The 23,764-nt window shown below is 69.5% G+C and carries 20 protein-coding genes and 1 pseudogene; 14 read left to right on the top strand and 7 right to left on the bottom strand.

Annotated elements, in window-relative coordinates:
- Positions 1 to 7: 7 nt before the first annotated feature.
- The gene (locus tag M5C96_RS18090; RefSeq protein ID WP_272564518.1) at positions 8 to 412 is read right to left on the bottom strand and encodes a hypothetical protein; all 405 of its coding nucleotides are present in this window, start codon (positions 410 to 412) and stop codon (positions 8 to 10) included.
- Positions 413 to 525: 113 nt separating this feature from the next.
- Here M5C96_RS18090 and M5C96_RS18085 point away from each other — a divergent pair, with 113 nt between their 5' ends.
- Positions 526 to 1,356: an SGNH/GDSL hydrolase family protein gene (locus M5C96_RS18085; RefSeq protein ID WP_272564516.1), complete on the top strand. Its 831-nt coding sequence runs from the start codon at positions 526 to 528 to the stop codon at positions 1,354 to 1,356.
- Between the two features lie 194 nt (positions 1,357 to 1,550).
- Here the strand turns inward: M5C96_RS18085 and opgC are convergent.
- Positions 1,551 to 2,525, bottom strand: a pseudogene (gene opgC, locus M5C96_RS18080) (OpgC domain-containing protein); the annotation flags it as partial.
- A 243-nt stretch (positions 2,526 to 2,768) separates the two neighbouring features.
- Between opgC and M5C96_RS18075 the strand changes: the two are divergent.
- From M5C96_RS18075 to M5C96_RS18065, 3 genes are all read left to right on the top strand, one after another.
- Positions 2,769 to 8,750: an alpha-2-macroglobulin family protein gene (locus M5C96_RS18075; protein WP_272564514.1), complete on the top strand. Its 5,982-nt coding sequence runs from the start codon at positions 2,769 to 2,771 to the stop codon at positions 8,748 to 8,750.
- A 59-nt stretch (positions 8,751 to 8,809) separates the two neighbouring features.
- Positions 8,810 to 9,130 carry an STY0301 family protein gene (locus M5C96_RS18070; protein ID WP_442867324.1) on the top strand — a complete coding sequence of 107 codons (321 nt, stop codon included), beginning with the start codon at positions 8,810 to 8,812 and terminating at the stop codon, positions 9,128 to 9,130.
- Between the two features lie 298 nt (positions 9,131 to 9,428).
- Complete coding sequence (locus M5C96_RS18065) at positions 9,429 to 10,370, top strand: TRAP transporter substrate-binding protein (RefSeq protein WP_272569771.1); 942 nt, start codon at positions 9,429 to 9,431, stop codon at positions 10,368 to 10,370.
- Between the two features lie 48 nt (positions 10,371 to 10,418).
- On the opposite strand, the gene M5C96_RS18060 is transcribed toward M5C96_RS18065, so the two are convergent.
- Positions 10,419 to 10,829, bottom strand: a complete 411-nt coding sequence (locus tag M5C96_RS18060) for a hypothetical protein (RefSeq protein WP_272564512.1) — start codon at positions 10,827 to 10,829, stop codon at positions 10,419 to 10,421.
- A gap of 108 nt (positions 10,830 to 10,937) precedes the next feature.
- Here M5C96_RS18060 and M5C96_RS18055 point away from each other — a divergent pair, with 108 nt between their 5' ends.
- Entirely contained in the window at positions 10,938 to 11,831 is an 894-nt protein-coding gene (locus M5C96_RS18055) for a LysR substrate-binding domain-containing protein (RefSeq protein WP_272564510.1), read from the top strand.
- A gap of 28 nt (positions 11,832 to 11,859) precedes the next feature.
- Here M5C96_RS18055 and M5C96_RS18050 read toward each other — a convergent pair whose 3' ends face one another.
- Together M5C96_RS18050 and M5C96_RS18045 are read right to left on the bottom strand one after the other, a co-directional pair.
- On the bottom strand, positions 11,860 to 12,291 hold the full coding sequence (locus M5C96_RS18050) for a TerB family tellurite resistance protein (RefSeq protein ID WP_272564508.1): 432 nt from the start codon (positions 12,289 to 12,291) through the stop codon (positions 11,860 to 11,862).
- A gap of 43 nt (positions 12,292 to 12,334) precedes the next feature.
- Positions 12,335 to 12,511 (bottom strand): hypothetical protein, encoded by a 177-nt coding sequence (locus tag M5C96_RS18045; protein WP_272564507.1) that lies wholly within the window; start codon positions 12,509 to 12,511, stop codon positions 12,335 to 12,337.
- Between the two features lie 230 nt (positions 12,512 to 12,741).
- Between M5C96_RS18045 and M5C96_RS18040 the strand changes: the two genes are divergently transcribed.
- Together M5C96_RS18040 and M5C96_RS18035 are read left to right on the top strand one after the other, a co-directional pair.
- Positions 12,742 to 13,083 carry an HPF/RaiA family ribosome-associated protein gene (locus M5C96_RS18040; protein WP_272564505.1) on the top strand — a complete coding sequence of 114 codons (342 nt, stop codon included), beginning with the start codon at positions 12,742 to 12,744 and terminating at the stop codon, positions 13,081 to 13,083.
- A 172-nt stretch (positions 13,084 to 13,255) separates the two neighbouring features.
- Entirely contained in the window at positions 13,256 to 13,744 is a 489-nt protein-coding gene (locus M5C96_RS18035; RefSeq protein WP_272564504.1) for a nuclear transport factor 2 family protein, read from the top strand.
- Positions 13,745 to 13,810: 66 nt separating this feature from the next.
- Here the strand turns inward: M5C96_RS18035 and M5C96_RS18030 are convergent, their stop codons facing one another.
- Both M5C96_RS18030 and M5C96_RS18025 read right to left on the bottom strand, forming a co-directional pair.
- Positions 13,811 to 14,305 carry a T6SS effector amidase Tae4 family protein gene (locus M5C96_RS18030; protein WP_272564502.1) on the bottom strand — a complete coding sequence of 165 codons (495 nt, stop codon included), beginning with the start codon at positions 14,303 to 14,305 and terminating at the stop codon, positions 13,811 to 13,813.
- The gene (locus tag M5C96_RS18025) at positions 14,302 to 14,673 is read right to left on the bottom strand and encodes a Rap1a/Tai family immunity protein (RefSeq protein ID WP_272564500.1); all 372 of its coding nucleotides are present in this window, start codon (positions 14,671 to 14,673) and stop codon (positions 14,302 to 14,304) included. Before M5C96_RS18025 ends, M5C96_RS18030 begins: the two co-directional genes overlap by 4 nt.
- Before the next feature lie 630 nt (positions 14,674 to 15,303).
- Between M5C96_RS18025 and pbpC the strand changes: the two genes are divergently transcribed.
- The 7 genes from pbpC (at position 15,304) to M5C96_RS17990 (ending at position 23,635) form a co-directional block, all read left to right on the top strand.
- Entirely contained in the window at positions 15,304 to 17,613 is a 2,310-nt protein-coding gene (gene pbpC, locus M5C96_RS18020; RefSeq protein ID WP_272569769.1) for a penicillin-binding protein 1C, read from the top strand.
- A gap of 94 nt (positions 17,614 to 17,707) precedes the next feature.
- The gene (locus tag M5C96_RS18015) at positions 17,708 to 18,568 is read left to right on the top strand and encodes a DMT family transporter (protein WP_272564499.1); all 861 of its coding nucleotides are present in this window, start codon (positions 17,708 to 17,710) and stop codon (positions 18,566 to 18,568) included.
- Between the two features lie 190 nt (positions 18,569 to 18,758).
- Complete coding sequence (locus M5C96_RS18010; RefSeq protein ID WP_272564497.1) at positions 18,759 to 19,919, top strand: alpha-hydroxy acid oxidase; 1,161 nt, start codon at positions 18,759 to 18,761, stop codon at positions 19,917 to 19,919.
- Positions 19,920 to 20,173: 254 nt separating this feature from the next.
- Complete coding sequence (locus tag M5C96_RS18005) at positions 20,174 to 21,007, top strand: MipA/OmpV family protein (RefSeq protein WP_272564495.1); 834 nt, start codon at positions 20,174 to 20,176, stop codon at positions 21,005 to 21,007.
- A gap of 1 nt (position 21,008) precedes the next feature.
- A complete protein-coding gene (locus M5C96_RS18000) occupies positions 21,009 to 21,518 on the top strand; it encodes a hypothetical protein (RefSeq protein ID WP_272564494.1) in 510 nt (169 codons plus the stop codon).
- A gap of 55 nt (positions 21,519 to 21,573) precedes the next feature.
- Positions 21,574 to 22,260, top strand: coding sequence for a response regulator transcription factor (locus M5C96_RS17995; RefSeq protein ID WP_272564492.1), 687 nt, complete (start codon positions 21,574 to 21,576; stop codon positions 22,258 to 22,260).
- On the top strand, positions 22,229 to 23,635 hold the full coding sequence (locus tag M5C96_RS17990; RefSeq protein ID WP_272564491.1) for a sensor histidine kinase: 1,407 nt from the start codon (positions 22,229 to 22,231) through the stop codon (positions 23,633 to 23,635). The genes M5C96_RS17995 and M5C96_RS17990 overlap by 32 nt, the downstream gene beginning before the upstream one ends.
- The last annotated feature ends 129 nt before the right edge of the window (positions 23,636 to 23,764 follow it).

Raw genomic sequence — 23,764 nt, 5'->3', positions numbered from 1 at the left:
CATGCAGCTATCGTGCCTGCGAATTAACGGGACAGGACACTAGGCCTGTGCTGACCCGCTGCAGCCAGCCCACCACGATGCCCTGCACGAGCAGGATGCCGAACAGCTTCCAGGGCAGGGCGGTCCACTCGTCGTCCAGCCGGTCGGGGAAATCCTCGGCGCGCTGCAGGCCGCGCGAGCCCATCGCCACCACCTTGAAGCCGTAGCGCGACGCGGCCAGCAGGATGCCGACCTCGATGAGCAGCACGGCCAGCACGTCCGGCAGGAAGAACAGCACACCGTACAGCATGCTGCACACGGCCAGCACGGTGCTGTAGAACAGCGGCTTGCGCTGCAGGGGGAAAGCGAAGAATTGGTTGAGCCGGTGCCAGAACGGCACGGGGCCCGCTGGGGCCTGGGAAGCGGAAGACATGTCGATGGAAACCCGGCGGTCGGTGTTGGTGTAAATTTGTAAAAATTGTATGCTTGCGGAACGCGGGCCAGCACAATCGCTCACACGCCGCTGCAGTCCTTTTTGGAGTCGCCATGCATTCTCTTCGGGCTTTCCCGACGCGTTCCCTTGTGACCCTGGCCCTGGCCTGTGCGGGATTCGCCGCCCAGGCGACCCCCGCCGACTCTACCGCTCCATCGGCGGTTGCCACGTCGCCCTCGGCCTATGCGCGCTGGCAGTCCAGCATGGACGCCTTCGCCGCCGCGGACAAAGAGCGCCTCCCGCAGGCCGGCGGCGTCCTCTTCGTCGGCAGCTCGACCATTCGTTTCTGGACCGACGTGGCGGAGGACTTCCGCCAGTTGCCCGTGGTGATCAACCGCGGTTTCGGCGGCTCCACCATGGCGGACTGCAACCATTTCGTGAAAAACCTGGTGCTCCAGTACCGCCCGCGCCATGTGATGGTCTATGCAGGCGACAACGATCTGGCCGAGGGCCGCACGCCCGAGCAGATCCTGGAGAGCTTCCGGTCCTTCGTGCAGACGGTACGCACCGAACTTCCCGACACCCGCATCAGCTACATCTCCATCAAGCCCAGCCCTTCGCGCGTGGCGCTGATGCCCCAGATGCAGCAGGCCAACGCCCTGCTGGCGCAGTACGTGCGCACGGTGCCCAACAGCGACTACATCGACGTCTTCTCGGCCATGCTCGATGCCTCCGGCCAGCCGCGGGCGGAGCTCTTCGGCCCCGACCGCCTTCACATGAACGATGCCGGCTACGACCTGTGGCGCACGGTGATCGGCGCGTTCGTGGCGCCGGCCCCCGCGATGCGGGCGGGCGGCGCTTCGCCCACCGCCACGGCCGCCATGCCTGCCGCCACGGTAGTCACCGGCAACCCCGCGCTGGTGCGGGTGAGCACCGGGCGCTGAGACCCGCTCGGGTCGTCCCGGCCGGCACTGGCGCCGCCTGGCGGCAGTGCGCCGCTGGCCCCCGCGGCTGAGGGGCCGCCGCCGGCATCGGGTGCGGGCTGCACCGGGCGACCATCGTCGTTGGGCGGCTTGTCCACCCACAGGCTCACGCGGGCCACGGCATAGAGGGTGGCAAAACAGGCGATCAGCAGGGCGATGTCCTGCGGCCAGGGCCGCTCGTAGTCCGCCCCCATGAACACCAGGGTGAGCAGCACCACCACCAGATGGGCGCAGAACACCGGCAGCGAGGCCGCGCCCAGGGTTTCCAGCCAGTGCTGGCGCGGCAGCTTCGCCGCCAGCATCGGCCCGAAGCGGATGGTCAGCGCCGTGAGGGCCATCAGGTCGATCAGGCGCAGCGGGCCCAGGGCCCATTTGTCGAACAACAGGTTGAGCTGCGGGTTGGCGTCTCCGAACGGCACCTGGCCGACCACATGCCGCCACACCATGCACACCACGGCGATGGCGCCGGCCACCCACAGCGACCAGCGTGGGAACTCGAACGGCGGCGCCTCGGGGTCGTTTCGGCTCGCGCCCATCCACAGGCCCAGCACCCACAGGAACTGCCAGCTCCACATCACGAAGGCGCCGGTTTCGGTGAAGGGGATCGGCATGGGCAGCACCGCCGCGAAGCCGTCATAGAACCAGCGCGACAGCCCGAACTGCGCCAGCAGCCACAGCAGCACGCTGCCGGCCATGATCGGCGCCCAGCCGCGGCGCAGCGCGAACGTCATCAGCCAGGGGCTGGCCAGCATGAACAGCACGTACAGCGGCAGGATGTCCAGCAGCGGCGGTTCGTACACCAGCAGCAGCCCGCCCACCAGGGCCTCCAGCGGGTGCAGCAGGTAGAAGGTCATCATGCCCTTGATGGCGGGCTCGTCCACGCGGATGCCGATGAAGGCGATCACCGTGAACAGGAAAAGCAGCGTGGCCGCCTGGCAGCCGTAGATCTTGAGGGCACGGCGCCAGAAGGCCTGGCGCATGTCCGCCACGGTCTTCCGCCAGGCGAGCCGGCCGTAGACCATGCCGGCCATGTACGCCGAGAGCAGCACGAAGCCCTCGGCCGCCGAGACGAAGCCGAACGGCTGACCGAGCGGCTGCGTGAGCCGGGTGGGCAGGTGCGTGACGGTCATCAGGGCGAGCATCAGGCCCCGGACGGCATCGATTTCCCAGCGGCGGGTGGAGGAGGGGGGTGGCATGGGCGCGCCCGGGGTGGAATTGAAACCATTCTCACGGAGCGAGGGGGCCGGGCGGTGTAGGCCATTTACAACTGCGTCACTGCGCTGGTGGTTCGCCGCCTGCCGATGGGCTACGCTGCCGGGTTCGAAAGGGTGCCGGTCCGTTGGGCCGGGCCCGTCGCCGTTTTTGCAAAAGCCATGACAACAACAACGCATTCCTTCCGCGCCCTGGCGCTGGCCTTGGCCCTGGGCGCGGCCGCCCAGGCCCATGCCCTGTCCATCATCAGCTTCTCGCCCCAGGGCGAGGTGTCCCGCGTCCGGCAGGCGGTGGCCAAGTTCGATGGCCCGGCGGTCAATTTCGGCGACCCCAAGGCCCCGGCCCCGCTCTCCGTGAGCTGCTCCGACGCCGAAGCCGGCCAGGGCACGGGCCGCTGGACCAGCGAGCGCGAATGGGTCTACGACTTCAAGGGCGACCTGCCGCCCGGCGTGCGCTGCACGGCCCAGGTGAAGTCGGGGTTCAAATCGGCCGCCGGCGCCGAGCTGTCGGGCACGAAGAGCTATGCATTCAATACCGGCGGCCCGTACGTCCAGAACATCCGCCCCGGCACCTACCAGCCTATCGACGAAGAGCAGTTCTTCATGCTGCAGTTGAACGGCCCGGCGACCCTGGCCAGCGTGCAGGCCAACGTCTGGTGCGTGGCCGATGGCGTGGGCGAGCGGGTTCCGGTGCGCCTGATCGAAGGCGCCCAGCGCGAGGGTCTGCTGGCCTCCCAGGGCCTGGACAAGACAGCCGCCAAGGAGCCGCTCAAATACGTCACCCTGGCCTGCAACCGGCGGTTGACCTCGGGCGGGCGGGTGCAACTCGTCTTCGGCAAGGGCGTGGCCACGCCGAGCGGCGTCGGCAACACCATCGAAAAGCGCTACGAGTACAAGGTGCGCGAGCCCTTCGCCGCCGATTTCCGCTGCGAGCGCGAGAACGCCCAGTCGGCCTGCCTGCCGATCCGCCCGATGTTCCTGTCGTTCAACGCACCCGTGCCGCGCAAGCTGGCCGAGGCGGTGCGCCTGCGCTCGGACAAGGAAACGCTCAAGCCCCGGATCGACGGTGAGGGCGATGGCGACACCGTGGTGAACGGCGTGCGCTTCGACCCGCCCTTCACGGCGCAGACGGCCTTCACGGTGCAATTGCCCAAGGACTTCAAGGACGCCTCGGGCCGCACGCTGCGCAATGCCGACAGCTTCCCGCTCAAGGTGGGAACGGGGGCCATGCCGCCCCTGGCCAAGTTCGCTGCCTCGCCATTCGGCGTGGTGGAGCGCTATGCGGAGGGCCCCAAGGAGCCCGCCTTGCTGCCCGTGACCTTGCGCAACGTCGAGGCCGCGCTCAAGGTCCAGGGCCTGGACGCCGGCAAGCCCGCCGATGGCGCGGCGCCCGCCAAGGTGAGCACCCTGCAGCCCGGCAGCGACGCCGACATCATTGCCTGGTACCGCAAGGTGCGCCGCTACGACGGCTACCTCGTGAGCCGCAAGAGCGCCCGCCGCGACGTGAAGGGCCCGCTGCCCGCTGCGCTGGAGAGCGACAGCAGCGAGTACGTGCAGTCGCGCATGGTCTCGCTGCTGTCCGGCCAGGGTGGCGTGAAGACGCTGGACCTGCCCAAGCCGGTCAACAACGACCCGCGGCCCTTCGAGGTGGTGGGCATTCCGCTGCCCACGGGCTTCCATGTGGTGGAGATCGCCTCGCCGCTGCTCGGCAAGTCGCTGCTGGACGAGCGCCACGGCGAAGGCCGCACCATGTATGTGCGCACCTCGGCGCTGGTGACCAATCTGGGGGTTCATTTCAAGCTCGGCCGCGAGAATTCGGCCGCCTGGGTGACCACGCTGGACAAGGGCCAGGTGGTGGCGGGCGCCAAGGTGCGCGTGTCCGACTGCAACGGCCGCGAACTGGCCACGGGCACGACCAACGCGCAGGGCGTGGCGCTGTTCGACGGCCTCTCGCCCGAGCCGCCGTCCTGCCAGGGTGACGATGGCGGCGAGCAGGCTTACTTCGTGAGCGCGCGCGCTCCGGGCGCCGATGGCGTGCAGGACATGGCCTTCACCTGGAGTGACTGGCAGCGCGGCATCGAGCCCTGGCGCTTCAACCTGCCCACCAGCATGGAACCCCGCCCCGACGAGCGGGCCCACACCGTGTTCGACCGCACGCTGCTGCGCGCCGGCGAAACCGTGTCGATGAAGCACCTGCTGCGCACCGAGAACCGCAAGGGCTTCGGCCTGCCGGACGAGCAGCCCGACACCCTGGTCATCACCCACGTGGGCAGCGGCCAGCAATACACGCAGGACCTCACCTGGCGCAAGACCGCTACGGGGGGCTTGAGCGCAGAGAACACCTTCGCCGTGCCCCCTGCCGCCAAGCTCGGCGTGTACCAGGTGCAGTTGCAGGGCGGCTCGCACAGCCGCAACAGCTTCGAGTCGGGCCAGTTCCGGGTCGAGGAGTTCCGCCTGCCCGTGCTGGAAGGCCGCATCACGCCCACCGATAAGAAGCCCCTGGTGCGCGTGCGCTCGGTGCCCACCGACGTACAGGTGAACTACGTGGCCGGTGGCGGCGCCGCCAACCTGCCCGTGCGCGTGTCGGCGCTGGTGCGCGGAAAATCTGCCCAGTGGAGCGATTTCGACGCCTTCAGCTTCATGCCGCCCAACCAGCGCGGCGCGCAATCGCAAAGCCACAGCGACGACGAAGAAGCGGCCGCCGGCCAGGACGCCCGCGTCATCGCCGACAAGCTGGCGCTGACGCTGGACAAGAACGGGGCCGGCAAGCTGGCCATCGACAACGTGCCCCTGGCGCGCCGGCCGCAGGAGCTGGTGCTGGAGGCCACCTACGCCGACCCGAGCGGCGAGGTGCAGACGCTGCGCAGCACGCAGACCCTGTGGCCCGCTGCCGTGGTGGCGGGCATCAAGACCGAAGGCTGGGTCTCCGCCGCGCAGAAGATCCGCTTCCAGGCGCTCGCGCTGGGGCTGGACGGCAAGGTGCAGGAGGGCGTTCCGCTGCAGGTGCAGGCCATCGCCCGCATCACCACCACCAGCCGCAAGCGCATGGTGGGCGGCTTCTACAGCTACGACAACAAGACCGAGACGAAAGACCTGGGCACCGTCTGCACGGGCAAGAGTGATTCGCGCGGCCTGCTGCTGTGCGAGACCAAGCTCGAAGAAGCCGGCGAAGTGGAGCTCGTGGCTACCGCGCGCGACAAGGACGGCAACACGTCCGAGGCGGCTTCGTCCGTCTGGGTCACGCGCCAGGGCGAGATCTGGTTCGGCGGCGAAGACCACGACCGCATCGACCTGCTGCCCGAAAAGAAAACCTACCAGCCCGGCGAGACCGCCAAGCTGCAGGTGCGCATGCCGTTCCGCCACGCGACGGCGCTGGTGAGCGTGGAGCGCGAAGGCATCATCGACACGCGCGTGGTGCAGCTCAACGGCCAGGACCCGACCGTGCAGGTCAAGATCGAGGAGGGCTGGGGCCCCAACGTCTACGTGAGCGTGCTGGCCCTGCGCGGCCGCCTGCGCGAGGTGCCGTGGTACAGCTTCTTCACCTGGGGCTTCAAGGCGCCGACCGAGTGGTGGAGCGCCTTCTGGTACGAGGGCAAGGAATACGTCGCGCCCACCGCCATGGTCGATCTGTCCAAGCCCGCCTACCGCCTGGGCGTGGCCGAGATCCGCGTCGGCACGCAGGCCCACCAGATCCAGGTGAAGGTGGTGGCCGACAAGGAAAGCTACCCCGTGCGCGGCAAGGCGCAGGTCACCATCACCGCCACGCTGCCCGGCGGCAAGCCCGCGGCCGGCGCCGAGGTGGCCCTGGCCGCCGTGGACCAGGCGTTGCTGGAGCTGATGCCCAACACCAGCTGGAACCTGCTCGATGCCATGCTGCAGCGCCGCTCCTGGGGCGTGCAGACCTCCACCGCGCAGATGGAAATCATCGGCCGGCGCCATTACGGCCGCAAGGCCGTGCCAGCGGGCGGCGGGGGCGGCCACAGCCAGGCGCGCGAACTGCTCGACACGCTGCTGCTGTGGCAGCCCGCGATCCAGCTCGATGCCAACGGCCAGGCCAAGGTGACCGTGCCGCTCAACGATGCACTCACCACGTTCAAGATCGTGGCCGTCGCCGATGCCGGCACGGGCCTGTTCGGCACCGGTGCGACCCAGATCCGGGCCACGCAGGACCTGCAGATCATCAGCGGCCTGCCGCCGCTGGTGCGCGAGGACGATCAGTTCCGCGCTCAGATCACCCTGCGCAACACGACCCAGGCCGCCATGAAGGTCGAGGTGGCCGCCCGCGCCACGCTGCTGCAGCTGGACAAGCAGAGCGTGGACATCCCGCCCGGCGAATCCCGCGAGGTGGCCTGGACCGTGACCGCCCCCGCGCAGCTGGCGCAGACGCGCACCGAGGCCATCCTGTGGGAGATCGAAGCCCGCGACACCGCGGGCGCCAACGGCGCGCGCGATGCGCTCAAGGCCACCCAGCGCATCATCCCCGCGGTGCCGCTCACGGTGCAGCAGGCCACGCTGGTGCAGGTGGACGGCAGCTTCAACCTGGACGTGAACCCGCCAGCCGATGCGCTGCCGGGCCGCGGCGGGCTGAAGATGTCGCTGCAGCCCAAGCTGGCCGAAGGCCTGCCGGGCGTGCGCGACTGGTTCGCCAACTACCCCTTCGCCTGCCTGGAGCAAAAGACCAGCAAGGCCGTGGGCCTGCGCGACGGCACCCTCTGGCAGACCGTGGTGGCGCAATTGCCCACCTACCTGGACGCCGATGGCCTGGCCAACTACTTCCCGCCCCAGGCCGGCAGCGCCAACCGGGGCAGCGACACGCTCACCGCCTACCTGCTGTCGGCGGCGCACGAAGCCTCCAGCCTGCACCCTGAGTTCGCCCTGCCGGACGAAGCCCGTGCCGCCATGGAACGCGGCCTGACCGCGTTCGTGGAAGGGCGCATCCAGCGCGACTTCTGGAGCCCGCGCAAGGACCTGGACATGCGCAAGATCGCGGCCATCGAGGCGCTGTCGCGCTACGGCAAGGCCTCCGGCCGCATGCTGGGCAGCGTCACCATCGCGCCCAACCAGTGGCCCACGCACACGGTGATCGACTGGCTGAACGTGCTCAAGCGCGTGAACGACGTGCCCCAGCGCGACCAGCGGCTGGCCGAGGCCACGCAGGTGCTGAAGGCCCGCCTGAGCTACCAGGGCACCAAGCTCATCTTCAGCACCGAGCGCGACGACTACTGGTGGTGGCTGATGCAGAACGGCGACGTCAACACCGCCCGCCTCATGCTCGCGGTGATGGACGACCCGGCCTGGAAGGACGACATGGGCCGCCTGGCCAACGGCTTCATCAGCCGCCAGCAGAACGGCGCATGGCACACCACCACCGCCAACCTGTGGGGCGGCCTGGCGCTGGAGAAATTCAGCGCCAAGTTCGAGGCCACGCCCGTTGCCGGCGTCACCCGCGCGGCCCTGGGCAGTGGCAACGCCAGCGTGGACTGGGCGAAGGTCGAGCGCGTGAAGGCGAGCGACGCCACGGGCGCGGCACACCAGACCACCTGGTTCGGCGCACCCGCATCGCCCGGCAACTTCAAGAACAACGGCATGTTCCTGCCCTGGTCGGCCACGGGCGGCAAGGAGAACCTGGCAATCACCCACCAGGGCACCGGCAAACCGTGGCTCACGCTGCAGTCGGTCGCGGCCATCCAGCTCAAGGCGCCGTTCGCGGCCGGCTACGCCATCAAGAAGACCATCACCCCGGTCGAGCAGGCCGTTCCCGGCAAGTACACGCGCGGCGACGTGCTGCGCGTGACGCTGGAGGTGAACGCCAGCGCCGACATGACCTGGGTGGCCCTGACCGACCCGATCCCGGGCGGCGCCACCATCCTGGGCAGCGGCCTGGGGCGCGATTCCGAGATCGCCACGCAGGGCGAGAAGCGCTCGGGCAGCGCCTGGGCGGCCTTCGAGGAGCGCAGCTTCGAGGCCTACCGCAGCTACTACGAGTACCTGCCCAAGGGCACCATCAAGGCGGAATACACCGTGCGGCTGAACAACGTGGGCGACTTCGCGCTGCCCCCGAGCCGCGTGGAAGCCATGTACGCGCCCGAGATGTTCGGCGAGACGCCGAACGCCCGGGTGAAGGTGGAAGCTGCCGCCCGCTGAGCGGGCACCTTCCGCGCTGCACGCGATTGCCCATGCCATGGGTCCGGCCGATCCTGGGTGTGCTGCTGTTCGCCGCCGCCAACGGCGGCATGCCGACCGCCCAGGCGGCCGAGGTCTGCCCCGCGCAACCCGGCCAGCCTTTGCGGCAGGTCGATGTTTTCGATGGCCCGGTCGAAGACTTGGCGACCCTGGTGCCCGACGTCGCGAAGGAGCGCGCGGGGCACTGGCAGCTCGGGTACGTGTATTCGGTGGGGCGCACCGTCCACGTGCGCTGCCATTACGCCGATGCGCGCACGGTGGATGTCGCATTGCCCCAGAAAGTGGAACGTTGCGACTACCGCATCGACGCCCGCAAGACGCTCGATCTGCGCTGCAAGTAAGCCGCTCCATGAAGCCGGTGGAGAAGCCGGCGCGGCAGCGGTCAGCGCCCGGGCTATCACATCCCGCCCCGCTCGCCAACTGCCCCTTTCGAGCGGTTGTGGTTTGCCCGTCGCACCTTCCGCGCGAAGCGCTTGCTACGGCTGAGTCCCCCTCGGAGAATGCGCAGGCCATGCCGGTGCGCCCCCAGCGAAATGCGCTGCCAGGGCACGATGCCGTGCTGGCGGACAGGCATTTTTCGAACACTTGGGGGACACGATGCGCAAGATGAATTTTCCGGTGCTTGCATCGGCGGCGGTGATGGCCATGGCGGCGGCGGTACCCGTGGGGGCCCAGACGCCGCTGCGGGCCTGGAACACCCACCCTGACGGCTACCCGGTCACCGAGGCGATGAAAAGCTTCATCAGCGAGGTGGAAGCCTCCACCCAGGGCCGCTACACCATCAAGCTGTTTTCCGATGCGGTGCTGGGCGACCAGGGCAAGGCGGTCACGATGATGAAGGCCGGCGAGATCGACCTGGCCGAATTCAACCTGGGCCCGCTGGCCGAGGCCGCACCCGGCCTGCAGGCGTTCAACCTGCCCTTCCTGTTCGGCGATGCCGCCCACATGTTCCGCTACCTCGACGGCGCCATGGGCGAGCGCCTGTCCGAGAAGCTCAAGGCCTCCGGCTTCGTGGTCCTGGGCTGGTACAACGGCGGCGCGCGCTCGTTCTACTGCGCCAACAAGCCGATCACCCGGCGCGAAAACCTGGCGGGTCAGCGGGTGCGCGTGCAGCAGTCGGAAACCTCCATCGAGATGGTGAAGCTGCTCGGCGCCACCCCCGTGGTCGTCCCCTACAAGGAGGTGCTCGACAGCTTTCGCAACGGCACCATCGATTGCGCCGAAGGCAACCTGGTCTCCTTCGAATCGACCGGCCACTACAAGCTGGCCAAATACATGCTGCTGGACCAGCACACCATCTCGCCCGAGGCCCTGGTGGTATCCACCAAGCTCTGGAGCCGGCTGAGTGCGCAGGACCAGCAGGCCTTTCAAAAAGCGGGCAAGGCCTCCGCCGTGCTGATGCGCAACCTGTGGGAAAAGCGGGTGGTCTCGGCACGTGCCAATGTGGCCAAGGAAGGCGTGCAGTTCGTGACTGTGTCCGACTTCTCTCCCTATGTGCGCCGCATGGCGCCGCTGTACAAGAAGTACACCGACAACCCTGATGTGCGGGGCGATCTGCTCACCATCATCTCCAACCAGTGAGCACCGCCCGGCCCCGGCGCAGGGCGCGCGGGGGGGGGGGCGGGCCTGTTACTGGACGACGGTGGCGCGCGGCGCGCCGTGCGCGGTCCGCTGACCCTTGAGCAGCGCGATCAGGACGTGGACCCCGAAGGCAACCGCCAGCAAGATCACGGCGCCCAGGCCCCACAAGGCCCAGGCCAGCACGGTCACGGCGCCTGCCAAGGCGGGCACGGTGTCCAGCGCCGCCTGAACCATCGGGCCGGCGGAGGCGATCATGGCTGCGAACTCCCGGGCCAGCTCGGGCGGTATCCAGCCCCTGATCCAGTCGGGCACCACCACAGCATTCATGGCAGACGTGCCCCCGGCCAGCGCGCCTGCGCTGGACACCGCCCAGACCGCCATGGCATGCATGCCCCAGCAGGCCAGCGACCAAAGGGCGAGAAGCGTTAGAGAGAGAAACCAGCTGATGGCATAAAACATGGAGGTTGTCCTTTCGAATGGGCGAGCGCCCAGTATGGCCATGGCGGCATTCGATGGACACCAGCTTTTATCGAACATAGCATTCGGTTTTTCCGATCCGGAGGCCGCATGTTGAACTACCGCCATCTCTACTATTTCTGGATGGTCGCCAAGGAAGGCGGCTTCGCCCGCGCCGCGGACCGCCTGGAGATGGCAGTGCAGACCATCAGCGCGCAGGTGCGGGATCTGGAGAAGGATCTGGGCCACCAGTTGCTCAAGCCCTCGGGCCGAGGCATGGTGCTGACCGAGGCGGGCCAGGCGGCCTATGCGCGGGCGGAAGAGATCTTCCAGCTGGGGCAGGGCATTCCCGACGAGGTGCGCGAGGCGGCCAGCGCCAAGGTTGCCCGGCTGTCGGTGGGGCTGTCGGACGGCATCTCCAAGCTGGCGGCGCATGCCCTGCTGGAGCCGGTGCTCGCCACACCGCACCTTCGCCTGGTGTGCCACGAGGGCGAGTTCGACGAGCTGCTGTCCGAGCTGGCCCTGCACCAACTGGATGTGGTGCTGGCCGGGCAGGCCGCGCCGCGCAACCCCAACCAGCGCCTGACCAGCGAGCAGATCGCGCGGTCCACGCTGCAGTGGTACGGGCCGGCATCTTTGGTCAGGAAACACGCGCGAGACCGGTTCCCCCAGTCGCTGCAGGACCTTCCCGTGCTGTTGCCCACGCCCCATTCTCCGCTGCGGTCCACGCTGGACCATTGGTTCGATGACCTCGGTGTGCGGCCCCAGGTGGTGGGCGAGTTCGAAGACAGCGCGCTGCTCGCGGTGTTCGCGGCCCGCGGGCTCGGGGTGTTTCCCGTGAGCCAGCTGGGCGCGCAGGACGTGGGGCTGGTGCGGGGCCTTCGCCTGCTGGGCGACTGCCCCGACATCGGCGAGGAGGTGCACGCCATCTGGTCGCGCCGCGGGCAGCACCATCCGCTGGTGCGCCAGATGGTCGCGGCGGCCCACGCGGTGGCCGCGGCCTAGCCTTCGGCGGGCCCGTGCGCGGCCCTGTTCAAAGGCCGGCCGCGACCGGCGCGGCCTCGGGCGGATCGGATGCCTCGCCCATGCGCCAGTGTTTGAGCGCGGCTTCCATGATCCAGGCCTCGGCCGCCGCCACGTGGTGGTCCGCGGTCGCCGCCGCGCAGGCGAAGTGCAGCACGCGCTGCTGCAGTTCCGGTTCGGTCACCTCGGCCATCAGGGCGGCCAGGGCGGCTTCGTCGAGGTTTCCGGTCAGCAGGCGGCGCTCGCGCGCCCCCATCAAGAGGTCTTCGCACAGCGCGTGCAGCACCTGGGCGAAGTCGCCGGGCGCCAGGCCGAGTTCGCGTTCGATGTCCAGCCGCTGCAGGGCATCCGTTTCCGAACGGCTGACGTGGCCGTCCGAGATCAGCAGCAGGCCGACGATCCGGGCCGCTGCTTCGGGGCTGTTGGTGGGGTAGCTGCGCATGGGGTGTTCCTTTGTGAAGTGTTGTGGGGGCGATCAGGCGGCGTCAGTCGCGGTAGCGGCGGTGGCGCGCCGGCTGCGCAGGGCGTGCGGGGTCGATCCGCACGGGAACGCGAGCCGGTGCACGCAACGCGCCGCTGCCGTGCGACACCTGCTGCAGCCACTGCAGGGCCCGGGCGCGCAGGGAGGAGAGCAGGTGGGAGACAAGGGGCAATGACTTCATGGGGCGATTCATGGGGGTTTTCTGTGGTGGTGACAGCCTTGAATGTGCGGCCGGTTGACCGATGGAAGAAGCAGGTTTTCCGAGATGGCTGCATCGGTTTGACCGAAGCCGTGCAGCCTACGGTCTGGCTGCAAGGCAGCAGGTTTTTCAGAGGGTGTTGGCAGAGGAAAACTGCTGTGCCCCTGCAGGCGTGCGGGCTAAGGTGCCTGCTCCAACGAAGGAGAACGCTGATGCAGATTTTTTTCCAGTCCCGCCATCCCGAAGCGACCGCGATGCGCGATACCGTCGATCGCCGCGTGCGCTTCGTGCTCCGGCGCCTGAGTGCGCAGGTGCCGCGTGCCGATATTCAGCTGGCCGACGTGAACGGCCCCCGGGGCGGGGTGGACAAGCGCTGCCGGATCGAGCTGCGCACCGACGGCGCGGGCCCCGTGGTGGTCTCGTCGGTGGCCAGGGACTGGCGCACTGCGCTCGACGAAGCCCTGGCCCGCGCGGCCCGGCATGTGCTGCGCGTGTGGCGCCGCGCGAACGCGGCACGCAGGCCGAGCCAGCGTTTGCCTGAGATAGGGCCATGACGGCCTGCCGGAGAGCCTTGGGCTATACCCCAACGCACGACGTTTGGCTAGGGCACTGAGCAAATTTGAGGATTGAAACATTGCCTCACCACAAAGATCGGCGGGCCCGCGCCGCCGGCGTGGCCGGCAGATATAAATCCGCTGTGTCCATCGATTCTGGAAGGGGAGTTTCATGAAGCAACTATTGGCCCGCTGCGTTCTCGCGGCGGCGATCGTCCTGCCGGTGGCGGCCCACGCCCAGGTGCCGGTGGTGGAGCAGCCCGACCACGAGCAATTGCTCATGAGCCACGACTGGCGGCTGGCGTGGAACAAGCGGCTGGTCTACAACTTCTGGCGCGAGGTGTTCGAGGCGGGCCACATGGACCTGGCGCCCAAGTACATGGCGGAAGACTACATCCAGCACAACCCCACGGTGGCCACGGGCCGCGCGGCCTTCATCGCCTTCTTCTCGCAGTTTGTGCCGCCCACGCCCATCGAGCCGCGCGTGAAGGCGCCTTTGGTGGCGATCACGGCCGAGGGCGACAAGGTCATCCTGAGCTTCGTGCGCGAAATGACGGACCCGCAGGACCCGACCAAGAAATACACGACGACCTGGTTCGACATGTTCCGCATCGAGAACGGCAAGATCGCCGAGCACTGGGACGCGGCCACCAAGAACTGACGCGGTCGCCCCGACGGACCCCGGGCGCGGCACGCGGCCACGCAAAGTGGCCCGCGCTGCCGCCCTTCAGTCCAGCGGCCAGAACCAGATTTCCTTGGAGTCGAAATAGCAGGCCGAGCTGCAGACTGCTGCGGCGTTGGTGGACTCCACCAGATCGATGTGGCCGCCGTTGTAGCTGGCCATCTTCCAAAAGAAGATCACGCCGCGCTTTCCCTGGATCTTTGCCTGCACGTTGTCGGGCGTGAGGATCTGCGGGTAGCACAGTACGCCCCGCTGCATGAGCTGGTCGGCCAGCAATTTCGCGCCCGGCTCCACGAACCGGCCTTTGAGCGGGCCTTCCTTGATTTTCAGGCGCCCGGTGATGCCGGTGCCCGACTTCAGCAGCGCCAGGCTCATGCGGACCGCGCAGGTGTTTTCGTAGCCGGCGTTCTGCCGCTTCAGCTGGCTCATGTCGTATCCGATCTCGCGGTACACGCTGTCGCCGTCCATGAATCGGGTCGGCTGCATGCGGTCGGAAGAATAGTGGTGGGACTTGAGGTTCTCGAAGATGGGCTTGGTCAACGCGGGCTCCGGCAAGGGAATTGCTTGGACAGGATGGCGACCAGGGTTTTGGAGGCGCGCTGCTGCAGGGCCGGGCCTTCGACCTTTTTCAACTCCGTGAACAGGCGCTCGTCGATGGTGATGGTCTTGAGCGTGGGGTAGCCGCACCACGCACGCCCCTCGGTGGCGTCGAGCACGCCCGTGAGGTAGAGCTCGGCCTGCTGCCGCACCTGCGGCGCCGGGCTGACGTAGGCCTGCCGGAAATCGTCCGTCGTGATCTGCGTGTTGTTGATCATCGCGTTCTGCGTGGTGGGCAGCGGGGCCGACAGGCGCGGTGGCATGGCTTGGGCGAACGCGGCGCCGCCGGCCAGGCCGGCGGCGGTTGCCATGGCAGCGGCCAGGAAGCGGGGTGCGGTAAAGCAAGGCAAAGCAGTGGCCTTTCAATGGGGTTGTGCGCAGGTGCGGGGCGTGTGCCGCACGGTTCAGAAGGGCGCATGGAGGGCCCGCCAGCGCAGCGCGGGCTGCGGCCCGGGGCACGGCGAACATGAAAGCGGGAGGTCCCCTGGGGCATGGCACCAAGGCCCGCCGGAGAGGACCCGCCAGCTGGCTCCGTGACCAATGCCGGAGCGAAGTGGCGTTGCGCCAAAGGTTACACGAGGGTGCGGCGCGATGCGCGAAAGTCCCCAGGGTCCGTTCGGGTCCTGCGCGGCGCGCGGCGGCTTCTGCGCGAGAATCGGAAGGGCCCGCCCTGCGTCTGCGATCCGGGGCGCGGCCATCGCCCGGTGCAACGCCGGGTGGGACGGCGTCACGGGAGGAGGCGACAATCCCCGGTCGCCGCCGGCCTGCGGGCCGGCCTCCGCTCTCTTTTTCTCCGACCCATCCTCCTTCTTCCCATGTCCATGGACTTTCTCGCGGTCGTGCGCAGCATCGCCACCTGGCGTCGCAATGGGCGGGGCCGCCACGAGGGCTGCGCCGGTATCGGCACCGCCACCGTCCGCCATGGCGCAGTGGCAGTGGCCGTGGGGCGGGCGCTGCTCGCGCTGGGTCTGGCCTGCATCGCCGCCCCGGCCGCCTGGGCCTTGCCCACCTTCAACGAGGTGCGTGCGGACTATCGCCCCTCCGACACGCTGGTGCTCTCGCGCGAGGGCGAGGTGCTGCAGCGCCTGCGCACCGATGCCACCGTGCGGCGCGGCCAGTGGGTGCCGCTGGCCGAGGTCTCGCCCGCGCTGCGCACGGCGCTGGTGCTCAGCGAGGACAAGCGCTTTTACGAGCACAGCGGCGTGGACTGGCGCGCGGTGTCGGCCGCCGCCTGGGGCAACCTGTGGAACCAGCGCACGCGCGGCGCGAGCACGCTCACCATGCAATTGGCCGGCCTGCTCGATGGCGACTGGCGCCAGGGCGCGGGCGGGCGCAGCGTGGTGCAAAAGCTGGGGCAGACCGTGGCCGCCCAGGTGCTGGAGCGGCGCTGGCGCAAGGACCAGGTGCTGGAGGCTTACCTCAACCTGGTGCCGTTTCGCGGCGAGATCGTGGGCATCGACGCGCTCTCGCGCACGCTGTTCGGCAAGGCCGCGCACGGGTTGGACGAGCGCGAGGCCGCGGTGGCCGCCGCGCTGGTGCGCGCCCCCAATGCCCGGCCCGCCCTGGTCGCGCAGCGCGCCTGCGGGGTGCTGCGCGAGATGCAAAAGCCGGTGGTGCCGTCCTGCGATGCGCTGGACCTGTTCACCACCGCCGCGCTGCAGCGCCGGGCCTTCGACGGCGCCGATGGCGTGGCCCCGCACTTCGCGCGCTACCTGCTGCGCCAGCCCGTGGCGGCGCAATCGGTGCCGTCGGATACCCCGGCCGCGGATGCCGCCTCGCCGCGCCGCGAGCGCGTCACCTCCACCCTGAGCGCGCCGCTGCAGCGCTTTGCGGTGCAGACGCTGCACCAGCACCTGCGGGAGCTGCGGGGCCGCAACGTGGAGGACGGCGCCGTGGTGGTGCTGGACAACGCCACGGGCGAGGTGCTGGCGTGGGTGGGGTCGTCCGGCGCTTTGAGCCAGGCGGGCGAGGTGGACGGCGTGCTGGCCCCGCGCCAGCCGGGCTCCACGCTCAAGCCGTTCCTGTATGCGCAGGCTTTCGCCGAGCAGCGCCTGACGGCGGCGTCCCTCATCGAGGATTCGAGCGCGCACATCCCGACGGCCAGCGGGCTCTACATTCCGCAGAACTACGACCGCCAGTTCAAGGGCTGGGTGTCCGCGCGCACGGCGCTGGCGGCGTCGCTCAACGTGCCGGCGGTGCGCACGCTGGTCATGGTGTCGCCCGATGCCTTCTTTCGCCAGTTGCGCGCGCTGGGGCTGCCGCTGCGCGAAAGCGGCGACTATTTCGGCTACAGCCTGGCCCTGGGCAGCGCCGAGGTGCCGCTGCTGCACCTGACCAACGCCTACCGGGCGCTGGCCAACGGCGGGCGCTACGGACCGGTGGCCGTGACGCCCGTGCAGCAGGGCGCCGGTGCACCGCGCGCGGCCACGCCAGCGGCGCCGGCGATGGACCCGCGCGCGGCCTTCCTGGTGGGCGACATCCTGTCGGACGGCAATGCCCGCGCGCGCACCTTCGGCACCGACAGCGTGCTGGCCACCCGCTTCTGGACCGCCGTGAAGACCGGCACCAGCAAGGACATGCGCGACAACTGGGCGCTGGGCTGGTCGCGCCGCTACACGGTGGGCGTGTGGGTGGGCAACGCGAGCGGCGCGCCCATGCACGACGTGAGCGGCACCAGCGGCGCCGCGCCCGTGTGGGCCGAGATCATGGGCTGGCTGCACCGCGCCGGCGCGGGCGTGCGCAGCCGCCCGCCCGCACCGCCCGAGGGGCTGGTGCAGGCGGCCGTGCGCTTCGGCCCCGAGCCCGGTGGCGCGCGCCTGATCGAAAGCGCGCGGCAGGAGTGGTTCATCGCCGGCACGCAGCAGCCCCTTTTTGCTATCGATAACGTAGCAGAACAACCAATGAAAGCCCTGGCGTCCGGCCAAAATCGCCCCAACCCGGCCGCCAGCGCATCCGAGGACGGCCTGCAGGCCCCGTCGCCGCGCATCCTCTCGCCCGCGCCCGGCACCATCGTGGCGCTGGACCCGGACATTCCGCCCGACCGCCAGCGGCTGCAGTTCGCGGCGACCCCGGTGCAGCCCCAGGCGCACGCCGGCCTGCGCTGGCGCATCGATGGCCGGGTGCAGGGCCGGGGCCCGCAGTGGGCGTGGCTCCCGTGGCCCGGGCGGCACCGCGTGGAGTTGCTGGACGGCGGCGGGCAGGTGCTGGACACGATCAGCCTCGAAGTGCGGGGCGCAGGACTCAAGAAATGACACCATGCTTTGCGTTCGGCGCCTGTGCGGCGCTCCCCGGCGGCCGGTGCATGCGGCGCCGCCGGGCGCCGGCCGTGGCGTGCGGGAGGGTGGCATGACCGCCATCGCGCCGCTGCTCTTCGTCGTCATCTGGTCCACGGGCTTCCTGGTGGGGCGGGGCGTGTCGGCGCACGCCGATCCGTTCTGGTTCCTGGCCGTGCGCTTCATCGGCGTGGCCGTGCTCTTCGGCGCGGCCGCCCTGTGGGCGCGCGTGCCGTGGCCGCGCGGGCCGCGCCGCATCGCGCTGCACCTGGTGGCCGGGGCGCTCATGAGCGGCCTTTATGTGGGGCCGAGCTGGTGGGCCATGGCGCAGGGCCTGCCCTCGGGCGTGATGGCGCTGATCGGTGCGCTGCAGCCGCTATTCACCGCGCTCATAGCGGTCACCTTGCTGGGTGGGCGCCTGCGGGCGGCCACCTGGGCGGGCCTCGCGCTGGGCTTCAGCGGCGTGGCGATGGTGCTGTGGCCGCGGCTGGCGGTCAGTGCCGGGGCGGCCGGGCTGACGCTGCCGGTGCTGCTCGCGGCGGCCGGGAGCATCCTGGCGCTCACGGTGGGATCGATGGTGCAGAAGTCGCCGCTGGCCGCTGGCGACCTGCGCAGTGCCAGCGCGGTGCAGAACGTGGGGGCCGTCACGGTGCTGGTGTTCATGGCGCTGGTCTTCGGCGAGCCGCGCTGGGACGGCTCGCCGCTGCTGTGGGGCTACCTGGCCTATGCCGTGCTGGTGCTGTCCATCGGCGGCGCAACGCTGCTGATCTGGCTCATGCGCCACGGCGAGGCCACGCGCACCGCGGCGCTGGTGCTGGCCGTGCCGCCGCTGTCGGCGCTGCAGGCGTGGTGGATCTTCGGCGAGACGCTCACCGGCCTGCAGATCGTGGGCTTCGTCGTCGCCATCCTGGGCGTGGCGCTGGCACGCCGGTAGGCCGCCCGGCGCGGCAGGGGCCGGGCAGGGCCCGCGCGTCTGGCCGTCAAAAAATCTCAGGGGCCGGGGAAAAGTCTTCAGCACCCGTCCGGCGGGGGCGCCGCTACGATGCCCGTGTGCCGCGCTTTCCCTTCGCCGTGGAGGGGCGAGGCCCTTCCCCATTCCATAAAAACACCCAGGAGCGTTTCCCTTGGCCGACCTGTCCAAAATCACCTGCATCGAAGACCTGCGCGTGGTCGCCAAGCGCCGCGTGCCGCGCATGTTCTACGACTACGCCGATTCGGGCTCCTACACCGAAAGCACCTACCGCGCCAACAGCGAAGACTTCCAGCGCATCAAGCTGCGCCAGCGCGTGGCGGTCAACATGGAAGGCCGCACCACGCGCACGCGGATGGTGGGGCAGGAGACGGCCATGCCCGTGGCGATCGCGCCCACGGGGCTCACGGGCATGCAGCATGCCGACGGCGAGATCCTGGGCGCGCGCGCGGCCAAGGCGTTCGGCGTGCCGTTCACGCTGTCCACCATGAGCATCTGCTCGCTGGAGGACGTCTCCACGCACGCCGGGCCGGGTTTCTGGTTTCAGGTTTACGTGATGCGCGACCGCGATTTCATCGAGCGCCTGATCGACCGCGCCAAGGCGGCGGGCGTGTCGGCGCTGCAGCTCACGCTGGACCTGCAGATCCTCGGCCAGCGGCACAAGGACATCAAAAACGGCCTGTCCACGCCGCCCAAGCCCACGGTGGCGAACCTGCTCAACCTGGCGACCAAGCCGCGCTGGTGCCTGGGCATGCTGGGCACGCAGCGGCGCAGCTTCGGCAACATCGTGGGCCATGCCAAGGGCGTGGGCGATCTGTCGTCGCTGTCGTCGTGGACGGCCGAGCAGTTCGATCCGCAGCTCAACTGGCGCGACGTGGAGTGGATCAAGAAGCGCTGGGGCGGCAAGCTGATCCTCAAAGGGATCATGGACGCCGAGGACGCCCGCCTGGCCGTGGCCAGCGGCGCCGATGCGCTGATCGTCAGCAACCACGGCGGCCGCCAGCTCGACGGCGCGCCCTCGTCGATCCACGCGCTGCCGGCCATCGTCGAGGCGGTGGGCCAGGAGATCGAGGTGTGGATGGACGGCGGCATCCGCGGCGGGCAGGACGTGCTGAAAGCCTGGGCGCTGGGCGCGCGCGGCACGCTCATCGGTCGCAGCTTCCTGTACGGGCTGGGCGCGTTCGGCGAGGCCGGGGTGACCCGCGCGCTGCAGATCATCCAGAAGGAACTGGACGTGACCATGGCCTTTTGCGGCCACACGGACATCCACCGCGTGGACCGCTCGATCCTGCTGCCGGGCACCTATCCGGCGTGAGGTGCGGCGGGCCGCTGCCTGCCGGTAGGGCTCCCCAGGGGCGTTTGGAGCGAAAAAGGGCTCCAGCGCATTTTTTACTAGGGCGTATTGCTATAAAAAATATAGCTGTATGCCCCCTGCGCCGGCGGGCGCTCGCCGGCCTCTCTGGTTTTGTGCCGGCACACCGGCGTGTTCGCGGCGGGAAGGGCGCCCAGTAAGTCGCCGGTAATGCGGGAGCGCCGAACATCGGTTTTCCAGCAACCCTGTTCCCGCCCATGACCCTCTCCCTCACGCCCCTCAAGAAATGCCCGCGCGCCTGCCTGGGCGCCGCCACCGCCACCCTGTGCCTCCTGGCCGCGACGCAAGCCGCCGCGCAGGAGCGGCGCACCGAGGCCGCATCCGCCGCCGGTGCGCCGGACGCTGCGTCCAGCTGGGGCATCGGCATCGGTGCCTCGGCCGTGCGGCGCCCCTACGCGGGGGCGGAGAGCAAGAACATCGCCGTGCCGCTGCTGTTCTACGAGAGCCGCTGGCTTCGCGTCAGCGGCGCCACGGCCGACGTCAAGCTGCTGCAAAAGGAGTTCGGCCCGCAGAGCAGCATTGGCCTGACGGGGCGCCTCAAGTACGAGGATGGCGGTTACGAGGCCGGCGATTCGCCCCGGCTCGCCGGCATGGCCGACCGCGATGGCAGTGTCTGGGGCGGCGCGGCCGTCACCTGGAACACCGGCTTTGCCCGCGTTTCGGGCGAGTGGCTGTCCGACCTGTCCAGCAAAAGCAAGGGCCAGAAACTGCAGCTGCAGGTGGACCGGCGGTTCGGCTTCGGCAGCTTCGGGCTGACGCCCCGGGTGCAGGCGCAGTGGCTCGACGAAAAATACGTGGACTACTACTTCGGCGTGCGGCCCAACGAGGCGCAGCCCGGCCGTGCGCAGTACACCGGCAAGGCGGCCACCACGATGGAGCTGGGGCTGCGGCTGGACTACGCGATCCGGCCCCGGCAGATGGTGTTCCTCGACGTCAGCGCGACGAGCCTGCCCGACGAGATCAAGAACAGTCCCATCGTGGGGCGCTCGAGCATGTCGCGCGCCACCGTCGGCTACATCCACCGGTTCTGAGATGCGTGGCGCTGCGCGCATTCCAGGCGGCCCCTTGACGGGCGGGGCGGCCTTCGGGCCGGGCAGCGGCCTGCCCTGGGGGCGATCCCCTGGCCGGGCGTGCGCGCGTCGGGGCTGGCGCGGCGGGCCGAAGGGCTTTTCCGAGGAGGTCTTCGACGACTACGTGGCAGACTTTCGCCGCTTCCTGGACGACGCCCTGGCCGCCGAGCCCTGCGGCCCGGCGCGGCATCTGCGGGCCTACCTGCGCGCCATGGGGGCGAGCCTGGCGGCCCTGCGCAGCTACCAGCGCCGGGCGGTGGCCGCCGTGCTCGGCGATCCGCAGTATCCGGCGATCTGGTCGGATTTCGTCGAGGAGATGTGCGCCACGGATTCGGTGGACCTCGCCACACACAGGGTGTGCCGGTATGCCATCGAAGGCCTGCGGCTCGACCTCGTGCAGGGGCGGGTGTCCGGCGATGGCAGCAGCATCGGCCCCCTGGTGGACCGGCTGCTGTCGCTGACGGCCCGCTGATTTTCGGGGCCTGCGCCGCGCGCAGGCCGCCAGGTATTTTTGGATGGACCCGAGGATGAACCGCATCGCACTGGTAGAAGACCACGAACGGCTGGCCGATCTCATCCGCCAGGCCATGGCGGGGGCCGGCATTGCCGTGGATGCCTTTTCCGACATCGAATCGGCCTGGCTCGCACTGCGCGACATTCCCTACGGCGCCTTGGTGATCGATCGGGGGTTGCCGGACGGCGACGGCCTGCAGCTGGTGCGGCGGCTGCGCGCGCGCGACCAGGCCGTGCCCTGCCTGATGCTGACGGCCAGGGACGCGCTGCACGACCGGGTCGACGGCCTCGAATCCGGCGCGGACGACTACCTGACCAAGCCGTTTCCCATGGAGGAGCTGATCGCCAGGGTGCGGGCGCTGCTGCGGCGACCCTCCCACCTGAAGGCGCTGGACCCGGTGTACGGCGACCTGCGCCTGGATGCGGGCCGGGGGTGTCTGGTGTGCGGCGGGGAGACCGTGGCGCTGCCGCTCACCGAGGTGCAGATCATGCTGTGCCTGCTGCGCAAGACCGGCCAGGTGGTGCGCCGCTCGGAGCTGGAGGCCGCCGCCTGGGGCATCGCCGAGGCCGTCACGCCGAACGCGCTGGACGTGGCGCTGCACCGGCTGCGGCGCAAGCTCGTCGCGGTGGGATCGAGCGTTCAGATCGCCAACATCAGGACCCATGGATATGCCGTCCGCGAAAAGCCACTGGCCCCGTAGCTTTCGCGGGCGCCTGCTGCTGCTGTACGTGGCCGGCATGCTGCTGAGCGGCGGGCTGGTCATGGCCGTCGTCATGGTGCTGCTCGAACCGCTGGAGCGGTACATGCTGCAGCACAGCGTGATCGAGCGGGCCGAGTCGGTCGCCAGGATCATCCGCTTCGACGGCGCGGGACTGCCCGTGGGCCTGGACCGGTCCCGCATCGACGAATGGCCTTTCGCCAGCCTGAGCGAAGAGGTGGTGCTGCGCATCGTCGATCCGCACGGCGAGGTGTTCTACACCACCGACGGGAAAAGATTCCCGCTGGCGCCCGAGGGCCTGGGGTTCGATCCGCAGCGAAAGGGCTTCGTGCTGCAGCGCGACGGCGTGGCGATGCATGCCGCCACGGTGCCCCTGCAGCGGCCCGACCGGCTGTGGTACGTGCAGTTCGCCATCAGCGACCGCATCGTTTTGCTGCTGCAGCACAGCATCGGGTTGCCGGCGTTGCGCAAGGGCATCGTGGCCACCTGCCTCACGTTCCTCGTGACTTTCGTGATCGCCATGCACTTGACGCTGCGCCGGGTGCTCGAGCCGCTGCGCATCGCATCGCTGCAGGCGCAGCGCATCACGCCGCAGTCCCTGGGCGACCGGCTGGCGCTGGGGGATCTGCCCAGCGAACTGGTGCCGCTGGTCGATGCCTTCAACCGGGCGCTGGAACGCGTGCAACTGGGGTTTCAGACGCAGCAGGAGTTCCTGGCGAACGCCGCGCATGAATTGAAGACCCCGCTGTCGCTGATCCGCGCGCAGGTGGAACTGGGCGGCCAAGGCGGTGGCAAGGGCAGTGGCAGCGAGCACAGCCGCTACCTGCTCCAGGACATCGACCGCATGGCGCGCCAGGTGCAGCAGCTGCTCCACCTGGCCGAGGCCAGCGAGCAGCGCAACTACCGGATCGAGCGGTGCGACCCGCGCTCCGCGATCCTGGAAGCCAGCGATTTCATGGACCGCGTGGCCGAGCGCAGCCAGGTGCAGATCGCGCTGTTCTTCGACGAGGGCGTGGGACTCTGGGACGCCGACCGGGGCGCGCTCTTCACCCTGCTCAAAAATCTGCTGGAGAACGCCATCCAGCACAGCCCACCGCATCGCGTGGTGCGGCTGCAGGTGCATGGCCGGGGGGTCGTGGTGTCCGACGAAGGGCCGGGGGTGGCGCCGGAGCACCTGGGCAAACTCTTCGAGCGCTTTTGGCGGGGTGCGTCCCGGCGCGACGAAGGGGCCGGGCTGGGCCTGTCGATCTGCCAGGAGATCGTCGCCGCCCATGGCTGGACCATCGAAGCGCGCAACGGCGCGGTGGGGCTGGAAGTGCGCGTGACGCACGCATCGGCGCCCGGCCCCGGCCAGTAAGGATTCAGCAATGCGGGCGCGGTGACGATGGCGGCCCATGGGATGCGATGCACTCCATCCCTCAAGTCTCCATCACCCACTGTCACCGGAGGTACGAATGCCCTCTCGCCTGCATCTCTCAGCGCCCTG

Source organism: Acidovorax sp. GBBC 1281 (assembly GCF_028473645.1).
Classification (GTDB): Bacteria; Pseudomonadota; Gammaproteobacteria; order Burkholderiales; family Burkholderiaceae_C; genus Paracidovorax.
This window is presented reverse-complemented; position numbering and strand designations above follow the sequence as displayed.